22 protein-coding genes are annotated in these 16,439 nt (G+C 38.0%); 12 read left to right on the top strand and 10 right to left on the bottom strand.

Annotated elements, in window-relative coordinates; all coding sequences use genetic code 11:
- Positions 1–89: 89 nt before the first annotated feature.
- A complete protein-coding gene (locus NMG86_RS09785) occupies positions 90–467 on the bottom strand; it encodes a type II toxin-antitoxin system VapC family toxin (protein WP_026787125.1) in 378 nt (125 codons plus the stop codon).
- Positions 457–711 (bottom strand): type II toxin-antitoxin system ParD family antitoxin, encoded by a 255-nt coding sequence (locus NMG86_RS09790; RefSeq protein ID WP_026787124.1) that lies wholly within the window; start codon positions 709–711, stop codon positions 457–459. The genes NMG86_RS09785 and NMG86_RS09790 overlap by 11 nt, the downstream gene beginning before the upstream one ends.
- Before the next feature lie 70 nt (positions 712–781).
- Here NMG86_RS09790 and NMG86_RS09795 point away from each other — a divergent pair, with 70 nt between their 5' ends.
- Positions 782–1,471, top strand: a complete 690-nt coding sequence (locus tag NMG86_RS09795; RefSeq protein WP_026797539.1) for an N-acetylmannosamine-6-phosphate 2-epimerase — start codon at positions 782–784, stop codon at positions 1,469–1,471.
- Here the strand turns inward: NMG86_RS09795 and NMG86_RS09800 are convergent.
- Positions 1,444–2,445, bottom strand: coding sequence for a lysylphosphatidylglycerol synthase transmembrane domain-containing protein (locus tag NMG86_RS09800; RefSeq protein WP_337587929.1), 1,002 nt, complete (start codon positions 2,443–2,445; stop codon positions 1,444–1,446). The two genes, NMG86_RS09795 and NMG86_RS09800, sit on opposite strands and share 28 nt — an antisense overlap.
- Positions 2,446–2,530: 85 nt before the next feature.
- Between NMG86_RS09800 and gpmI the strand changes: the two genes are divergently transcribed.
- Together gpmI and secG are read left to right on the top strand one after the other, a co-directional pair.
- The gene (gpmI, locus tag NMG86_RS09805) at positions 2,531–4,129 is read left to right on the top strand and encodes a 2,3-bisphosphoglycerate-independent phosphoglycerate mutase (RefSeq protein WP_026797541.1); all 1,599 of its coding nucleotides are present in this window, start codon (positions 2,531–2,533) and stop codon (positions 4,127–4,129) included.
- A 77-nt stretch (positions 4,130–4,206) separates the two neighbouring features.
- Complete coding sequence (gene secG, locus NMG86_RS09810; protein WP_026797542.1) at positions 4,207–4,434, top strand: preprotein translocase subunit SecG; 228 nt, start codon at positions 4,207–4,209, stop codon at positions 4,432–4,434.
- Between the two features lie 86 nt (positions 4,435–4,520).
- Here the strand turns inward: secG and NMG86_RS09815 are convergent, their stop codons facing one another.
- From NMG86_RS09815 to gatA, 4 genes are all read right to left on the bottom strand, one after another.
- Positions 4,521–6,422, bottom strand: a complete 1,902-nt coding sequence (locus NMG86_RS09815) for an AAA family ATPase (protein WP_026797543.1) — start codon at positions 6,420–6,422, stop codon at positions 4,521–4,523.
- A 55-nt stretch (positions 6,423–6,477) separates the two neighbouring features.
- The gene (locus NMG86_RS09820) at positions 6,478–6,849 is read right to left on the bottom strand and encodes a DUF5615 family PIN-like protein (RefSeq protein ID WP_026787118.1); all 372 of its coding nucleotides are present in this window, start codon (positions 6,847–6,849) and stop codon (positions 6,478–6,480) included.
- Positions 6,846–7,397, bottom strand: coding sequence for a DUF433 domain-containing protein (locus NMG86_RS09825; RefSeq protein ID WP_237157233.1), 552 nt, complete (start codon positions 7,395–7,397; stop codon positions 6,846–6,848). The genes NMG86_RS09820 and NMG86_RS09825 overlap by 4 nt, the downstream gene beginning before the upstream one ends.
- Before the next feature lie 63 nt (positions 7,398–7,460).
- Complete coding sequence (gatA, locus tag NMG86_RS09830; protein ID WP_026797544.1) at positions 7,461–8,921, bottom strand: Asp-tRNA(Asn)/Glu-tRNA(Gln) amidotransferase subunit GatA; 1,461 nt, start codon at positions 8,919–8,921, stop codon at positions 7,461–7,463.
- A 276-nt stretch (positions 8,922–9,197) separates the two neighbouring features.
- Between gatA and NMG86_RS09835 the strand changes: the two genes are divergently transcribed.
- A complete protein-coding gene (locus tag NMG86_RS09835; protein ID WP_026787115.1) occupies positions 9,198–9,641 on the top strand; it encodes a helix-turn-helix domain-containing protein in 444 nt (147 codons plus the stop codon).
- A gap of 27 nt (positions 9,642–9,668) precedes the next feature.
- On the opposite strand, the gene NMG86_RS09840 is transcribed toward NMG86_RS09835, so the two are convergent.
- Together NMG86_RS09840 and NMG86_RS09845 are read right to left on the bottom strand one after the other, a co-directional pair.
- Entirely contained in the window at positions 9,669–9,878 is a 210-nt protein-coding gene (locus NMG86_RS09840; RefSeq protein ID WP_026787114.1) for a hypothetical protein, read from the bottom strand.
- 104 nt (positions 9,879–9,982) lie between these two features.
- A complete protein-coding gene (locus NMG86_RS09845) occupies positions 9,983–10,585 on the bottom strand; it encodes a superoxide dismutase (protein WP_026787113.1) in 603 nt (200 codons plus the stop codon).
- A gap of 319 nt (positions 10,586–10,904) precedes the next feature.
- Here NMG86_RS09845 and NMG86_RS09850 point away from each other — a divergent pair, with 319 nt between their 5' ends.
- Genes NMG86_RS09850 through NMG86_RS09875 form a run of 6 tightly spaced genes read left to right on the top strand, consistent with a single transcriptional unit; the run spans position 10,905 to position 14,252 of the window.
- Positions 10,905–11,876 carry a glycosyltransferase family 2 protein gene (locus NMG86_RS09850; RefSeq protein ID WP_043937123.1) on the top strand — a complete coding sequence of 324 codons (972 nt, stop codon included), beginning with the start codon at positions 10,905–10,907 and terminating at the stop codon, positions 11,874–11,876.
- A gap of 29 nt (positions 11,877–11,905) precedes the next feature.
- Positions 11,906–12,460 carry an NAD(P)-dependent oxidoreductase gene (locus tag NMG86_RS09855; RefSeq protein ID WP_235750921.1) on the top strand — a complete coding sequence of 185 codons (555 nt, stop codon included), beginning with the start codon at positions 11,906–11,908 and terminating at the stop codon, positions 12,458–12,460.
- 34 nt (positions 12,461–12,494) lie between these two features.
- Complete coding sequence (locus NMG86_RS09860; protein WP_026797545.1) at positions 12,495–12,983, top strand: PIN domain-containing protein; 489 nt, start codon at positions 12,495–12,497, stop codon at positions 12,981–12,983.
- Complete coding sequence (locus NMG86_RS09865) at positions 12,970–13,167, top strand: hypothetical protein (RefSeq protein WP_026787110.1); 198 nt, start codon at positions 12,970–12,972, stop codon at positions 13,165–13,167. The genes NMG86_RS09860 and NMG86_RS09865 overlap by 14 nt, the downstream gene beginning before the upstream one ends.
- Before the next feature lie 42 nt (positions 13,168–13,209).
- Positions 13,210–13,638 carry an SDR family oxidoreductase gene (locus NMG86_RS09870; RefSeq protein WP_081694468.1) on the top strand — a complete coding sequence of 143 codons (429 nt, stop codon included), beginning with the start codon at positions 13,210–13,212 and terminating at the stop codon, positions 13,636–13,638.
- 44 nt (positions 13,639–13,682) lie between these two features.
- Complete coding sequence (locus NMG86_RS09875; protein WP_026797546.1) at positions 13,683–14,252, top strand: Uma2 family endonuclease; 570 nt, start codon at positions 13,683–13,685, stop codon at positions 14,250–14,252.
- 150 nt (positions 14,253–14,402) lie between these two features.
- Here the strand turns inward: NMG86_RS09875 and NMG86_RS09880 are convergent, their stop codons facing one another.
- Positions 14,403–14,933, bottom strand: coding sequence for a WcbI family polysaccharide biosynthesis putative acetyltransferase (locus tag NMG86_RS09880; RefSeq protein WP_158442147.1), 531 nt, complete (start codon positions 14,931–14,933; stop codon positions 14,403–14,405).
- A 272-nt stretch (positions 14,934–15,205) separates the two neighbouring features.
- Here NMG86_RS09880 and NMG86_RS09885 point away from each other — a divergent pair, with 272 nt between their 5' ends.
- Positions 15,206–15,478 (top strand): hypothetical protein, encoded by a 273-nt coding sequence (locus tag NMG86_RS09885; protein ID WP_026797547.1) that lies wholly within the window; start codon positions 15,206–15,208, stop codon positions 15,476–15,478.
- Between the two features lie 149 nt (positions 15,479–15,627).
- Positions 15,628–16,431, top strand: a complete 804-nt coding sequence (locus NMG86_RS09890; RefSeq protein ID WP_026797548.1) for a hypothetical protein — start codon at positions 15,628–15,630, stop codon at positions 16,429–16,431.
- Positions 16,432–16,439: the final 8 nt, after the last annotated feature.

Consider the following 16,439-nt stretch of genomic DNA (forward strand, 5'->3'; position numbering starts at 1 on the left):
TTGATTTTTGATTAAAGAAATGGTTGCCTCTAGTCATCATTAAAAAAGCCTTCCCTTTCCCAAAACCTGGTTTAATTCAAGAGCGATCGCTACCAATTAATTACCATTAAAGTTGTTACCTTTGCCAACTCTTGATCGGCTGTCACCAGACTAGCTGAATTTTGGATAGCCATTGCTGTAATAATTGCATCTGGTAGTTTCAAGCGATATTGCTGGCGAATTTCAATGATTTTATCAATTAAAACAATATCAATTGTGGCTAAATCCATAACCTCAACTCTTTGCAGAAACTGATCAAAAATCTGACGATCATCTTGAGTCAACCCAGGAAATACCAGAAACTCTATTTGGCTAATAACTGAAACTCCGATCCAATCAGCATCTTTAAGTAATTCGATGAGTTGAATATTTCCTTGAAGTAGAGCTACAATAGCATTTGTATCCAACACATAGCGATTACCACTCATCGCGTAGATTCCTCTGTATTATTACTGCTTCCCCCTGCCAATTTAATCGCCCCACCAAATCAGAGAAATCATAGTTTGATTTTTGCTTACCCTCTGACAAAACTGGATTTATAACCCCTAAAATTTCCTGTTCTTTTAGTAATTGTAACGCCGCTAGTATGACTTCAGAAGCCGATGAATATTTGCCGTTTTTGACTGTTGACTGAACAAACTGCTCAAGCTCAGGAGTTAAGGATATATTCATAATAGTTTAGAGGGTTACGTCTTAGGGTTTATAATAGAAAATGAAACAGCCCTACCCTAATAAATCTAACATGAAATCCGATCTTTTTTCCATCTTAACTCACGGATTAATTGTCTCCTGTCAAGCACCAATTGATTCCCCCTTACATGATCCGATTGTAATTGCAGCCATGGCTAAAGCCGCCGTTAACCAAGGAGCATTAGGGGTGAGAATAGATACCCCAGCCCATGTTGAAGCCGTGCGTAAATGGGTTTCTCAGCCTATTATTGGGTTATGGAAACAACAAATTCCAGGGTTTGATGTGTATATTACGCCACGATTTGAAGATGCCATTGCGATCGCTAACTCCGGGGCTGATATAATTGCGATTGATGCTACCTTGCGAGAACGTCCCCAAGGAGAAACTGTAAAGAATTTAATTGCTAAAATCCATCAGGAATTAGGCAAATTTGTGATGGCGGATGTGGATAGTTTAGAAGCAGCTATAGAAGCGGTAGAAGCGGGTGCAGACTGTGTAGGAACAACCTTATATGGTTATACAAAAGCCACCCAAAATCAATCTCCCCCGGGCTTTGATTTATTAACCCAAATGGTTCAAAAATTGCCAGTTCCTATAATTTGTGAAGGCGGAATTTCTTCACCAGAAATGGCTAAAAAAGCCTTAGATTTAGGTGCTTATGCTGTGGTTGTTGGTACAGCGATTACGGGAATTGACTTATTAGTTAAAACTTATCAATTAGAATTATCTAAAAATCTTTGATCTAATTTGGCTAATAATGCACCCAGGGTTTCAGCGAGAATACTGACTAAACGGTAAAATGCGATCGCACCCAATAAAATAGCCGGGGAAAATTGTTGACTCAATAAAGCTAAAATAGTGGCTTCAAAAACTCCTAATCCTCCGGGGGCACCCGGAATTAATAACCCCAATAACCAAGCAAAACTATAGGCTCCTAATAATATCGGAATTTGCTCAAAAGTTAGGGGAGTTAAGGCGAGTAAAGTCAACATAAAACCCGACCATCTTAACAAAACGAAACTTGCTCCTCCGAATAGGGGTTTGAGGGGATAATGATCTAATTGACAGGAGGCTTCTTTGGGAAAATCAGACAGTTGTTTTTTAAATTTTGAGGTTTCTAAATATTTCAGAATTGGGTTCAAAATCCGAGGATGAATCCCAATTCCTAAAGCAATTAAACCTAGAATTTGTATAATCCAATAGGAACTATGATAGCTGATTAATGCCAACCCTAATGCGGCAACTGCCAGGATCAAAGGCTCAAGTAATACACTTAATGCCGCCGCTTCTAGGGCAATACCAGAGTCTTTCATCGCCATAATTCGCCCATAAAAGTGCCAAATATTCCCCGGCAGATATTTCGCAAGATTAGTGATTAAATAAAGCTGTAATCCCCAACGGGGTCTAATTATTTGCTTAAACTCTTTAACAATAATTAACCAGACAAAGGCTGACCAAATATGGGCGCAAAGGGTAATAATCAGAGCTAATCCGAGATAGAGCCATCCCGTTGAACTAATATCAATTTCTGAAATTTCTTGCCAATGCTTTCTAAAACTTGCAGCCAAGAAAAATAATGTTCCTCCTAGGACTATCCATCGTAAATAAGGTTTAAGGAAGCCGAGGAGACCGATCGCAAATTTCATTAAACGCCCTAAAAATTTAGATTTTGTATCAGCTTTTAAAGGCTGAATTTTAAGTTTTATAGGTGGCATTGTCAAGTTCTCGTGATTAACAGACTTCCCCCATAAGGTATAATCTAGCCAGAAATCACCACAAGCAGGAAAAGGTAACTTAAGTATGGCACCAAAATCTGTATCTCCCGTTGTACTTATCATTTTGGACGGATGGGGTTATCGTGAACAAACCGACGGAAATGCCATAGCCGTTGCCAATACCCCGGTGATGGATAGTCTGTGGACAGCTTACCCCAGAACCCTAATTCGCACCTCTGGGAAGGCCGTGGGCTTACCCGTGGGTCAAATGGGAAATTCAGAAGTGGGTCATTTGAATATTGGTGCGGGGCGCGTTGTCCCTCAAGAGTTAGTTAGAATTTCCGATGCGGTTGAATATGGCACAATTCAAAATAACCCGGCATTGTTAAAAGTTTGTCAAGATGTTTTAGATAAAAACGGCAAGTTACACTTGATGGGTTTATGTTCTGATGGTGGTGTTCACTCCCATTTAGATCATTTATACGGACTTTTAAACTTAGCAAAAGCTAAAAATATTAGAGATGTTTGTATTCATGCCATTATGGATGGTCGAGACACTAATCCTAAAGATGGAATTAAATATATTAAGCAACTTCAAGAACAAATTGATGCTATTGGTATCGGTCGTATTGTAACAATTAGTGGCCGTTATTATGCCATGGATCGAGATAAACGATGGGATCGAGTTAAACAAGCTTATGATATCATGACTACCGATGGGGAAGGTAATGGATTATCGGCCGCCGATGTGATGTTATCTTCCTATTCTGAAGGCATAAAAGATGAGTTTGTGTTGCCCTGTAGAATCGCATCTGGGGCGGTGGAAGCCGGGGATGGGGTGATTTTCTTTAACTTCCGTCCTGACCGGGCGAGGGAGTTAACTCAGGTGTTTGTTGATGCTGATTTTAAGGATTTTGAACGTTCCTATATTCAGCCCCTGAGCTTTGTAACTTTGACTCAATATGACTCTAATTTTCCCGTTTTAGTTGCTTTTGAACCCCAAAATCTGAATAATATTCTCGGGCAAGTTATCGCTGAACATGGGTTAAAACAATTACGCACGGCGGAAACAGAAAAATATGCCCATGTCACCTATTTTTTTAATGGCGGTTTAGAACAACCCTATCCGGGGGAAGACCGAGAATTAATTCCCAGTCCCTCCGTTGCTACTTATGATTTACAACCGGAAATGTCCGCCGAAGCTGTAACAGATGTGGCAATTGAGGGTATTGAAAAGGGAATTTACTCAATGATTGTAATTAATTACGCTAATCCTGATATGGTCGGACATACGGGGATTATGGAGGCGGCGGTGATAGCGGTTGAAACCGTTGATCACTGTTTAGGGATATTATTACAAAGTATTAGTCAAGCTGGGGGGACGGCGATTATTATTGCTGACCATGGTAACGCCGAATATATGTGCGACGCCGAAGGAAATCCCTGGACAGCCCACACAACTAACCCCGTTCCCTTTATCCTAGTAGAAGGGGAAAAACGCAAAATCCCAGGTCACGGAACCGATATTCCTTTACGGACAGATGGCTGTTTAGCGGATATCGCCCCCACGATTTTGCAGATTTTGGGTATTCCTCAACCCCCGGAAATGACGGGTGTTTCTATGATTGAATCCGCCGCCTATGAAGTTCGGGAAAATCGGACTCCGATGCGGGTAAAACTTTAACCTAATTCCCTAAAAAATAGGTTATAATTAAAGGTTTGACGCTTTAATTTTTCTGTTCAAATTATCAACTTCTTAACATGGTTACTCAAGTATTACAAGCAATTTGGTCTTTATCTGCTGTAGGGATTATTATTCTGGTCTTACTCCATAGTCCTAAAGGCGACGGTATTGGTGGTATTGGTGGACAAGCTCAATTATTTACTAGCGCCAAAAGTGCCGAAACTACCTTAAATCGGATTACTTGGATGTTAGCGATTATTTTTATGGGAATTACTGTTATTTTAAGTGCAGGTTGGATTAAATAGGATTGTCAATTTATGATCGAATCCTTAACCCTCTTTCTCTACAAGAGCAAGGGGGTTAATTTTTGTTTTTAATCCCGATGGTAATATTATGGATTTAAAATCTTTATCAATAAATTAGCTATTTCTTGTAAAGAATCTGATTTATTTTTTAACAGCCACTCGGTTAGCTCATAGGAATGTTTTGTTTTTATAAATGACACTTTATTATCGGTTTTTTCTGAAAACAGCTTTTTTAAAAGGTTTGCTCCATCTACAACTTTTAACCAATCTGCGTCTTCTGATGTTTCTTTAATGAATTGGTTTTTATTGACATCTAACCAACTTTGGATTTCATTTTCATAAATAGGTTGGTCTCTGCTGCAATCCTCTTGATTAATAACATGAGCTATGGCTTCAGGCTCAAGTAAATAATTCTCATAAAGTTTTCGAGTTAGAAATTCTAATTTATTACCATTTTTTTTACTTCGTCTTTTTAAGTCGTCTTTTTTCTGCTGTGTCCTCCCTTCTTCATCCAAGATAAAACCTATAGCTGCTGGAAACAATGTATTACCTCCACTAAGCTTGTCATAAATATCAAACACTAAATCAGCGTGTTTTCCTTCTAAATCTCCTGTATTTTGCACAGCTAAAATCTGAGTTCCCCTTAACTTGATATCAGTTAATTTATCCAAAATTAAAGGAAAACATTTTTCCTCAGTAGGCCCTTCAACCCACAAAATGTTATCAGCCCCAAACACATCAGACAAGCTTACTCCCAACTCATCTAAGAGTGAACGCAATTGTGCTGTTTGTTTAGCATCAATTATTTGGGCTTTAGTTTCCCCATCAATATAGGAGAGTTGAACAATTGTTGCAGGGTTAGCAGCCGTTATAATTTGAGGAGAATGGGTAGCAATAAAATATTGATGCTGAGGAAACTCTTTAAGGATTTCTATTAACTTCTTGGCAGCACTAGGGTGAAGGAATGACTGAGGTTCATCAATAATAATAACTTGAGATTCAGAAGTAGTTATTACAACATATAATATTGCGAATACCTGACTAACTCCAGTTCCACATTGAGATAAAGGTAATGCAAAATCTTTAATATCTTCTTGGTCAGCTTCAGGCGACCACACTAAAATCTCGTATTCATCATCCTTTGTTGAAGTTTTAGGGTTTAACTCAGCAGAAACACTTTTAATATCAGGAAATATAATGTTAATATAATTATTAAAAATTTTATAATTTTTTTTATTTCCCCGTGCTTGTAGTTGATTAATGACTTCAGCTAAATTGCTGGCATCCGGTCTTAACTTTGACTTAATTCCTGTTGAGCAGCTACAAAGATGAAACCTTTCTGATTCAAATCTATAAATTTTACTTCCAAAGTTACTTTTAAACACATCAAAAAAAGCTTCTTCTAATCTAATATTTGCACGCTGGTTATCATAAATGAATTGTTTGGTGGTCTGTATATTATTTTCTTTAATAATTATGTTTATAACTTCTATTTTTCTACGAGATTTCATACTATTCTTATCAATACAAAAAATATCAATACCATCTGGAATATCTAATTTTTTTCTCAAATAATTATTTTCTTTATTTGGATTGTAATCATAAATACAAAATTCTTTCATGCTGCAATTACCAATCCATTCTTTTAATAAATTTAAGTCTTTTTCAAAATTATCATTTATTAAAGCATAAATATTTATTTCTTTTAGGATAAGATAAATATCTGATATATCAAGATTAAATGTAATATTAACCGTCGATAAATTTGTTAATGGTGAAGACTGACGTTTTTTTTGAGGCTGTAATTTTTGTAATTTTCTAATATTCTTATGAGGATGGTCACTAAAATTTAATTCTAATGCTTCTAAAAAAGCCGTCTTACCAACATTATTTTGACCAATGATAATATTGATACCAGGCTTAAATTCTAACAGTGTAGAATCTTTAAATGATTTATAGTTACAAATCTGAAATTTTGAAATATACATATTTTATATTGCTAACAAGGTAATTTTTTTAAATCATTTACGAATAAATTGATTATTATTCAGCCCGAATATACATTCCTAAAAATACTAATTGATTAACCATGACTTCTGCGGACTGTTCAGAAATTAACCTTAATATTCCTCGTAATTGTTCACCGATGGAATAACTTTGTCTAGGAACAACAATAATCCCGGCATGAGTTACTCCATCACTAATAAATATATTATGTAAACGGCAAAAATCACCCATATTGAAACTATAGATAATCCGATTTTGCTGAGTTGCCCATAATAATTGATCTTGATCGGAATAACCCATTCTATTCGCTTCTGGTGTCGTCAAAACATCTATATCTTCATTTCGTAACGCCTCAACTAAGGACATATTGCCCGAATCTTCATCAAAATATAAACGAATTTGACTCACGAAACCGTCCTCGCGCTATGTTCTTTTTCTAAGCGATCGCATTCTTCATAATAAGCCATAATTTCTTGATCCATACTTGACTTATTCACATGATAATAAGTTAAAGCTGCATAAATTTGTCCTAAATTCAAGTGCGGAAATTCTTGTAAAATTTCTTCAACAGTCATGCCAGCATTATAATCAATTGCAATACTCATCACCGACATTCTTGTTCCAGCAATTCGAGGACGACCCCCACAAATTCCGGGTGTAGAAATAATTAATGTACCGATATCCGTTAAAGTTGTTGACATATTAAGATTAGTAGTAAAAAGTTTAAGTTCATCCTCAGTTATATCTTGAGTTAAATCTTGGGCAATTTCCCAAATGGGTTTTCTTTTAGTTTCAGAGGAAACTTGATGTTGATAATCGGCTTGAATAACAGTTTTTAACTCAGAAAAAATTAAATCCAGTGAATCTCCTTGAAAGGTTTGTTCAGAGAGTTCTGGACAATAGGCTAAATATCCTGAATCCGTTTTTTCTATGGAAACATTAACTTTATAGGACATAATGGTTAGAAAAATTACAGAAGGATTAAAGAGGTGAGCAAAGCCCACCCTAATATTTACAGATTAGATTCCTTGAGGTTTATAATTGTGCCAATCCGTGGCTTTTTCATAGGCATTAGCAACTTCTAATAACCGAGATTCCCCTAACGGTTTCCCAATTAATTGCATCCCAATCGGTAAGCCTTGATCATCAAACCCACAGGGAACACTAATTCCAGGTAAACCCGCTAAATTAACTGGAATAGTCATTAAATCCGATAAATACATACTCAAGGGATCAGCCGTTTTTTCACCCGCTTTAAAAGCCGTTGAAGGTGCAGTCGGACAAACTAAAACTTCCACTTGACTAAACGCCCGATCAAAATCTTCCTTAATTAAAGTTCTCACCTTTTGGGCTTTCAAATAATAGGCGTCATAATATCCCGCCGATAATACATAGGTTCCCATCATAATCCGGCGTTTGACTTCCGCCCCAAACCCTTGCGCCCGGGTTTTCTGATACATTTCAATTAAATTATCAGCATCGGGATAACGAAAACCATATTTCACCCCATCATAACGAGCTAAATTAGCAGAAGCTTCCGAAGGTGCAATCACATAATAAGTTGGTAAACCATAGCGAAATCGAGGACAAGAAACCACCTGAATTTCTGCTCCTAATTCCTGTAAAACACTAATTGCTTTGGTGACAGTTTGTTCAACAATTGGATCTAATCCTTCCCCAAAAGTTTCCTTAATTACTCCAATTTTAATCCCACTTTTGGCTCTTAAAGAAGGTCTAAGGGCTGAAACATAATCGGGAATGGGAAGGTTTAAACTGGTGGCATCTTTCGGGTCGTGACCGGCGATCGCTTGTAATAAAATAGCGACATCTTCCACAGAACGTCCAAAGGGCCCAATTTGATCTAAAGAGGACGCATAGGCGACTAAGCCGTAACGAGAAATTAAGCCATAGGTGGGTTTAAGCCCGACAACCCCACAGAATGACGCGGGCTGACGAATCGAACCCCCCGTATCTGAACCCAGGGAAACCACCGCTTCTCCGGCTGCTACGGCCGCAGCAGACCCCCCCGATGACCCCCCCGGAACCCGTTCTAAATCCCAAGGATTAGCTGTCACCTGATAGGCAGAGTTTTCGGTTGAACTCCCCATAGCAAATTCATCCATGTTGGTTTTTCCCACCATCACCGCCCCAGCCGCAGCGAGTTTCTGGGTAACAGTAGATTCGTAGGGCGGGATAAAATTCTCTAAAATTTTGGAGCCACAGGTAGTCCGAATTCCCTCGGTACACATATTGTCCTTAATGGCGATGGGAATTCCTGCTAACAGACCTATTTCTTCTCCTCTGGAAATTTTGGCATCTACTTGACGGGCCTGTTCTAAGGCTCTATCCGCCGTCACATAGAGGAAACTCTTTAGTTGGGGTTCAAGTTGTGCAATCCGATCCAGCGCTTCCTGGGTGATCTCAACGGCGGAGCGTTCTTTTTTGATCAGTTGTCGGTGCAACTTACGGATGGATGCCATACTCTGTTATTCCTCATATTCTTAAAAATACCCATATCAGAGTTTAACACCAGGAGGGGCAGGGGGAGCGGGGGAGGCAGGGGGAGTAAACCCATTACCCATTACCCATTACCCATTACCCATTACCCATTACCTATTACCTATTACCCATTACCCATTACCCATTACCCATTACCTATTCGTAATTCGTAATTCTTAGAAATTCTGGCATTGATCCGGAAAACCCTTAAAACCATCAGATAGACTAACCAAATTTCCTGATGCTGAATCGGAGGAATGCCACCTAAAGCGCACATCGAACCGTATCTAACGCCCGATGACCTGAAAGCTCGCTATCGTCAAGCACGAGACACGACAGAGGCCCGTCGATGGCATTTGCTTTGCCTTGTGGCAGGGGATTGGACAATTAAACAATCGGCTGAAGTGGTGGGGTTAAATTACGACTATGCCAAGGAAATTATCCGGCGCTATAACCGCGAGGGGCCCAGTTCTATTAAGAATCGTAGCCGGGAGCGCCAACCCCCGATAGCGAAATCTTTACTCACTTTAGGCCAACAACATGAACTGATGCAGGCGTTAAAGGGGCCAGCACCGGATGGTGGCTCTTGGTCTGGCCCGAAGGTGGCGGAATGGATTGCTGAAAAAACGGGGCGTCCTCATGTTTGGCCCCAAAGGGGTTGGGATTATCTCAAACGTTTGGGGGTGAACTGGAAGCATTAGACCCTAAAAAATGATGAGGAATCAATTTTAACCAAAAACCTCATTTTCTATTCCCAACCACCACTCCCCCAAATTCATTAATTCTTGATGCAGTTGGGCTAACTCTTGAATATATTCTTCCTGGGAAATTTCTGAACGACGTTCTTCAAGTTTTTTTAACCGCAATTGTACTAATAACCAGGACTTAGAAATACCATTAGTGCTTTCAATATATCGGGCAAGATCTTGACTATTCATGGTTAAAATTTGAATTAATTGGGATGATAAAAAAAGCAAGACAGTTCTAAAAATAGAATGACTGTCTTGCTTGTGGTTCAATCTATTTCAGAAAGAATGCTCAATTATGCAGCCGCGAAGTTTTCAGCCACAAAATCCCAGTTCACTAATTGATTTAGGAAGTTTTCAATGTAAGCAGGTCTGGCATTTTGGAAGTCTAAATAATAGGCGTGTTCCCAAACATCTAAAGTTAATAAAGGAGTTAATCCATCCACAATAGGAGTTCCTGCATTAGCGGTTTTGGTAACTTTCAGAGTGCCATTATTTAATACTAACCAAGCCCAACCACTACCAAATTGAGTAGTCGCGGCGGCTTTGAATTCTTCGATAAATTTGTCAAAGCTACCAAAGTCGGCATTAATTTTTTCGGCTAAAGCGCCTGTGGGTTGGCCGCCTCCAGAGGGTTTCAGACTATTCCAGAAGAAAGTATGATTCCAGACTTGAGCCGCATTGTTGAAAATTCCAGCTTTATTCGGGTCATTGGCGGTTGCCTTGATAATTTCCTCTAGGGATTTATCCGCTAGTCCTGTCCCATCAATCAGTTTATTCAGGTTCGTAACATAAGCCGCGTGGTGCTTACCATGATGGAAGGAAAAGGTCTTGGCCGACATTTTGCTAGATTCTAAAGCATCGTCGGCAAAGGGTAGGGCGGGAAGTTCAAAAGCCACTGTATTTTCTCCTCTCTAAATGGATGTCGGTTATTCTAAACAAATCTTCACATAAATTTGATTTTATATCAAAAATTACAAAAGTTGGCGATTTTGGCCCTTCAACCCTTAATTATCTGTCTCTAGGAAGGGGTCAGTCCCGGTCAACCGAGATTGGTGAGAAATTTGTTAATATTTATTAACTGAGTTCAATTCAACTTTGGTCAGGGGGGGGTTATCTTTTGGGGCGATCGCATTTATCAGAAAATTTTGAACAATTATTAGAGGATAATTGGTATCCACAAAATAATTTAAACTGTATTAATTAACAGTAATTTTAATGCCTAGAGTTAGTGTAATTATTCCGACTTATAATTGCGATCGCTTTCTTCCTGAAGCGATTGACAGTGTTTTAATGCAGACTTATCAAGATTATGAAATTATTGTTATTGATGATGGATCAACGGATCAAACTTGTCAAGTTTTAGAGTCTTACCAAAATAAAATTAGATATTTTTATCAAGAAAATCAAGGTTCGGCTGTCGCTCGTAATTTAGGGATTAAACAAGCTCAGGGTGAGTTTATTGCTTTTTTAGATGCGGATGATTTTTGGATTTTACCGGAAAAGTTAGCAGAACAAGTGAATTGTTTTGAGCAACAGCCGAGTTTGGGGAGTGTGCATACAGGTTGGCGAATTGTGGATGGAGGGGGTGAGAAAATTATTGATGTGGAACCTTGGCGTGATGTTCCTGATCTGAATTTGGAAAGTTGGTTAATGTATAAACCAGTTAAAACCAGTGGCATGATGATTCGTCAACAGTGGTTAGAACAGGTGGGGGGGTTTGATGGGGAGTTGCGCCAATCCCATGATGTTGATTTGGTGTTGCGTTTGGGGTTGATGGGGTGTGAAGCGGCTTGGTGGCGGCGGGTGGCGGTGGGTTATCGCAGGTATGGGGGGAACACGACTAGAAACACCAAAACTCAAGCTGAATGTGTGGTGAAGGTGTTGGACAAGTTTTTTGCTCAATGCAATTTACCCGAACACATTCAAAAAATGGAGTCTCCAGTGCGTTATCATACGTTGGTATGGTTGGCTTGGTATCACTATGACAGGGGGTTTTATGGGGAAATGGCTCGATTTCTGGATGGGTCTTTGGAATATACTCCTTACTACAGGGCGGAAACTATTTCAGATTGGGTAGAGCAGTTTAAAAAGTTTTCAGTTCAAAATCACTTGAATTTGGATATTTGTTTTTTGACGGATTTATCGGAATGGCAACAACTTATGTTTGGGATTATTGAAAACTGTTAGCTAGACATTTACATAAGTTAGACCAATCTGTGCGTTCAGGGGGATGGCTACAACTTCCAGGGATGACTCTACGGGGTAAAACCTTGGGTGTTATTGGTGTGGGGAGTATTGGACGGGGAATTGTTAAGCGGGGTGTGGCGGTGGGAATGTCTATTCTGGGTTATGATGTGATGCCGATTCCTGATGCTGTTCAGGGGGAATTAGGAATTGAATCGGTTAGTTTTGAGGAGTTATTGCAACAATCTGATTTTATTGCTCTTTCTTGTAATTTGACCCGCGAAAACCACCATTTATTGAGTCATCACCAGTTTGAGTTGATGAAACCTGGGGTGCGTTTGGTGAATGTGGCGAGAGGGCCATTAATTGATGAAACCGCGTTGGTTGCTGGGTTGGAGTCTGGGAAAGTGGCGGGGGTGGCTTTAGATGTGTTTGAAATGGAACCTTTAGCGATGGAGAGTCCTTTACGCCAGTTTGACCAGTGTATTTTTGGAACCCATAATGGTTCTCATACGAGGGAAGCTGTATTACGGGTGAATGAGATGGCGATTAATAATTTGCTGACGGGTTTGGGAGTTGAGGGGTGATAAATCGTTGTTTTTGGGTTGGTTTGGGTGTTGAATGGTGTCTGAATACAGAATTTATTTTGATGTTTGCTGCTTAAACCGTCCTTTCGATGATTGGACGCAAGAGCGTATTCGCTTGGAAGCAGAAGCAGTTCTTAATATTATCAATCGAAGTCACTCTCAAGACTGGCGGGTTATTATGAGTGAAGCGATCGCGGCAGAACTAGAAAAAATGACTAATATTGAGAAATTAGAAAATATCTGGGAAATTCTACAAATGGCTAAAATTTTTGTTAGTATTGATGATGAAATTAACCATCGTTCACAGGAATTAGAAAATTTGGGCTTTGGACTTTATGATTCTTTTCATATTGCTTGTGCTGAAAGGGCGAAAGCAGATGTTTTATTGACGACGGATGATCGCTTACTTAAAAATGCCATTCGCTCTCAAAATCTGCTTCTAGTAACATTAAGTAATCCTGTGACTTGGTTAATGACTATTTTTCAGCAAGAAGAAGGAGAAATTGACAATGACACCCATTGAACTTAGAAAAAAAGGGTATAAGGTTTTAGTTAATAATCTGGGGCAAATTAACGCTATTCGCTTTTTACAACAGGTGGGGTGGGGCAATGGTGATTACACTAAACAACGGGAAAATCGACTCAGTGAGGTAACGCGAGAGGAGTTTTGGCAGGATATTCAACGGATTAGGAATCGTAAAACATAGCAATATTTGACTTATTTATTGGGTAATATTAGGATTAATCTGATGGGTAAATTAGTTGTCTTAATTACTGGGGTTTTAGGCGGTATTGGTAGAGCTACTGCTGAGTTGTTTCAAAAAAATGGCTGGTATGTGATAGGGGTTGATCTGGGTGAAGTTACCACTCCATTAACCGAGGTTGATTTGTTGATTCGGGCTGATGTTTCTGATGCTTTGGCTTGGGGAAATATCGCCCACCAACTATCGGGAAAGGTTGAAAATATAGTGGCTATGGTGAATAATGCGGCAATACAAGTTTGTAAGCCTCTGGTAGAGACTACACCGGAGGAATGGGATCGGGTGATGGCAGTCAATGTCCGCTCGGTTTATTTGGGTGTCCGTCAGCTTTATCCTTTGATGAAATCTCAAGGCGGGGCAATTGTGAATGTGAGTTCGGTTCATGAGATCGCCACCTGTCGGTTAAGTACAGAGTAAAAAATAAAGCACTATACTAACCAAATGTTGTTAGGAGGTAAAAAATGGTTGCGGTTAATCAAATTCAAACAAAAATCACCTTAGAGGATTTTTTAGGATTTCCTGAAACAAAACCTTCTAGTGAATATATTAATGGACAAATAGAACAAAAACCCATGCCCCAGGGAGAACATAGTCTGATTCAAACTTATTTATCTGCAAAGATTAATGAAGTCGGAAAAGCAAATAAAGCAGCCTTAGCTTTTACAGAATTAAGGTGTACTTTTGGTGGACGTTCTCTAGTACCTGATCTTGCCGTTTTTACTTGGAAGCGCATCCCAAAAACAGAACAAGGGAGAATTGAAAATCGCTTTGAAATTTACCCTGATTGGGTCATTGAAATTCTATCTCCCGAACAATCTCCTAACAAAGTTATTAAAAAGATTATTTTTTGTCTGAAGCATGGAACAGAATTGGGATGGTTAATTGATCCTAAAGATGAATCAGTCATGATATTTCAGCCTAATCAATTTCCTGACATCAAATCAGAGTTAGAAATTTTACCGGTTTTAGAAAGTGTTAAAGATATGAAATTGTCGGTGACAGAAATGTTCACTTGGCTGAACATTGAATGAGCATTAAATTAAGATTAATATTTAATCAACTTGTTTAACCTGTACCCTTTGATGGTATAGTAAGGATGGGTGAATGTGAGTTCGGTGGAATATACTCCTTACTACAGGGCGGAAACTATTTCAGATTGGGTAGAGCAGTTTAAAGAGTTTTCAGTTCAAAATCACTTGAATTTGGATATTTGTTTTTTGACTGTTTCTTTCCGCAGTATTTAATTTTGGTAGTCCTAGATTCGTTAGAATTCTATCTGCTATTTCCAGCAACACTAAGTTAGTAGGATGATTCATAGAATGAAATAATTTAATTTTCGTCCAATTTTCTTCTATGAAATCCGAAATAATTATATCTGTTATCATTTCTCTTTTTCTCAATTCACTTAAACTATTCTTAGCATTTTCCCAGATAAAATCATTACTATAATATTCAATATCTAATATGCTTGATACTACGTCAGACTCACTTTTTCCCAGAAGGTAGTCTTTGATAACATTTGAATCATGATAATCACAAAAACGTTTAACTATAATACCATTATGTTTTAAGTAAGTGGTTTCTGGATTGTATCCTTTATAATGACTATTGGGAAAAGATATTTTTAGACAATTAGGTTTTAGCATTTTCAACAAAAAATCTGTCGATGATTTTTCTCCGTAAGATGCTCCATTATTTTGATATATAAACAAATCTATATTTTCAATAATTTGACAAAAGGAAAAGTAGCTCGAAGCTCGGTGTTGTAGCGATACAACTCGGCACGACTAACTTTTTCATTGTCTATCCAATACCGTAAACATTAGCAATTTTAATGCCTAGAGTTAGTGTAATTATTCCGAATTATAATTGCGATCGCTTTCTTAGGTGAAGCGTTTGCGTGTTAACATCATAGATAGGATTCTCTGTCTAAGTCTGGGCGGGGATTGTTTCTCGGTCTAAATCGCATGGGAGAGGGGGCTTTATGCAGTCAATTAGGGGTATTTTTAAAGATGGGGTAGTTCATCCCAGTGAACAAGTTTCTTATGGCGAATTTCACCCAGTTATTATAACTTTCTTGGATACACCGACAACTGCTACAACAGTAGGTATATCATCGGATGAATCTGCATCTGGGTGGGACAGGTTGTTATCGGTTATAGAAGAGTGTCAAATGGAAACGGGAATAACTGATTTAGCAGATCAACACGATCATTATTTGTATGGTACACCTAAGCATGATGATCAAGGGACATAAAGTTTTTGTGGATACATCGGCTTGGATAGCTTTGATTAATCAGAGTGATCATCTCGCGGCTCAATCTGAACAAATTCTGTTGAAACTTAAGCAACAGAAGATTACTTTAGTGAGAACAGACAGGTTTTGATTACAAATGATTTAGGATTATGAATCAACAAAATTTTGACGATTTTTATCAAAATAAATTAAACAACTTTTACCCAATTAGTTCTGAACAGTTTACTTTAGTTTCAAATCTCAATCCAATGGATGTGAGTGATCAAGATTTTTTACGAATTACGGAGAAATTCAACAATGAAGAATTTGTCCGTGCAGCTTATAAAGCTTATCTTAAGCAAGAGGTGAGTCAACAATATCTTAAATTTTGGACAACAGATATTGAATTAAAAAGAAAGCGTATTATTGTTCTAATTGCTTTAAGAAAAACAGATAGATTTCAAGATATATACTCTATAAAAAACATTTTCTTCTCAAAACTATTTCAATTTGAAAATAGCTGGATACTTTATTTTTGTGTTTCATTAATTCGGTTAATACAAAAAATATTTTTTGGTCTTAACAATATTAAAATTTTATCTATTATTAATCTAATTCCAGAATCGACTGATGAAATTTTAGGAACTTGGATTGACCACCCAAAAAAAGGAGATAAAATTAAACAGTCAAAATTGTGGATTGCGGGTTGGTTCGTTCCCAAAAAAAGTCAGTCAGTGACGATCAGATTAATTGATAAAAAAGATAAAAAAGTTTTAAGTGAAGTTCCTTTAATCGTACCTCGTCCCGATGTAACTAGCTTTCATTGTCTTAAGTCAACCACTCATCTTTGGGGATTCAGTATTTACTTAGATATAAAAGATTTATCTGATCAGGGTGAACTACAATTACAAGCTATTTTTAAAGACAGTCAAAAAATAGTACCTATTATCATAATTAAGTATCTTAAAGTTTAATTTTTTTG

The sequence above is a fragment of the Planktothrix rubescens CCAP 1459/22 genome, from assembly GCA_904830895.1.
Taxonomy (GTDB): Bacteria; Cyanobacteriota; Cyanobacteriia; order Cyanobacteriales; family Microcoleaceae; genus Planktothrix; species Planktothrix agardhii.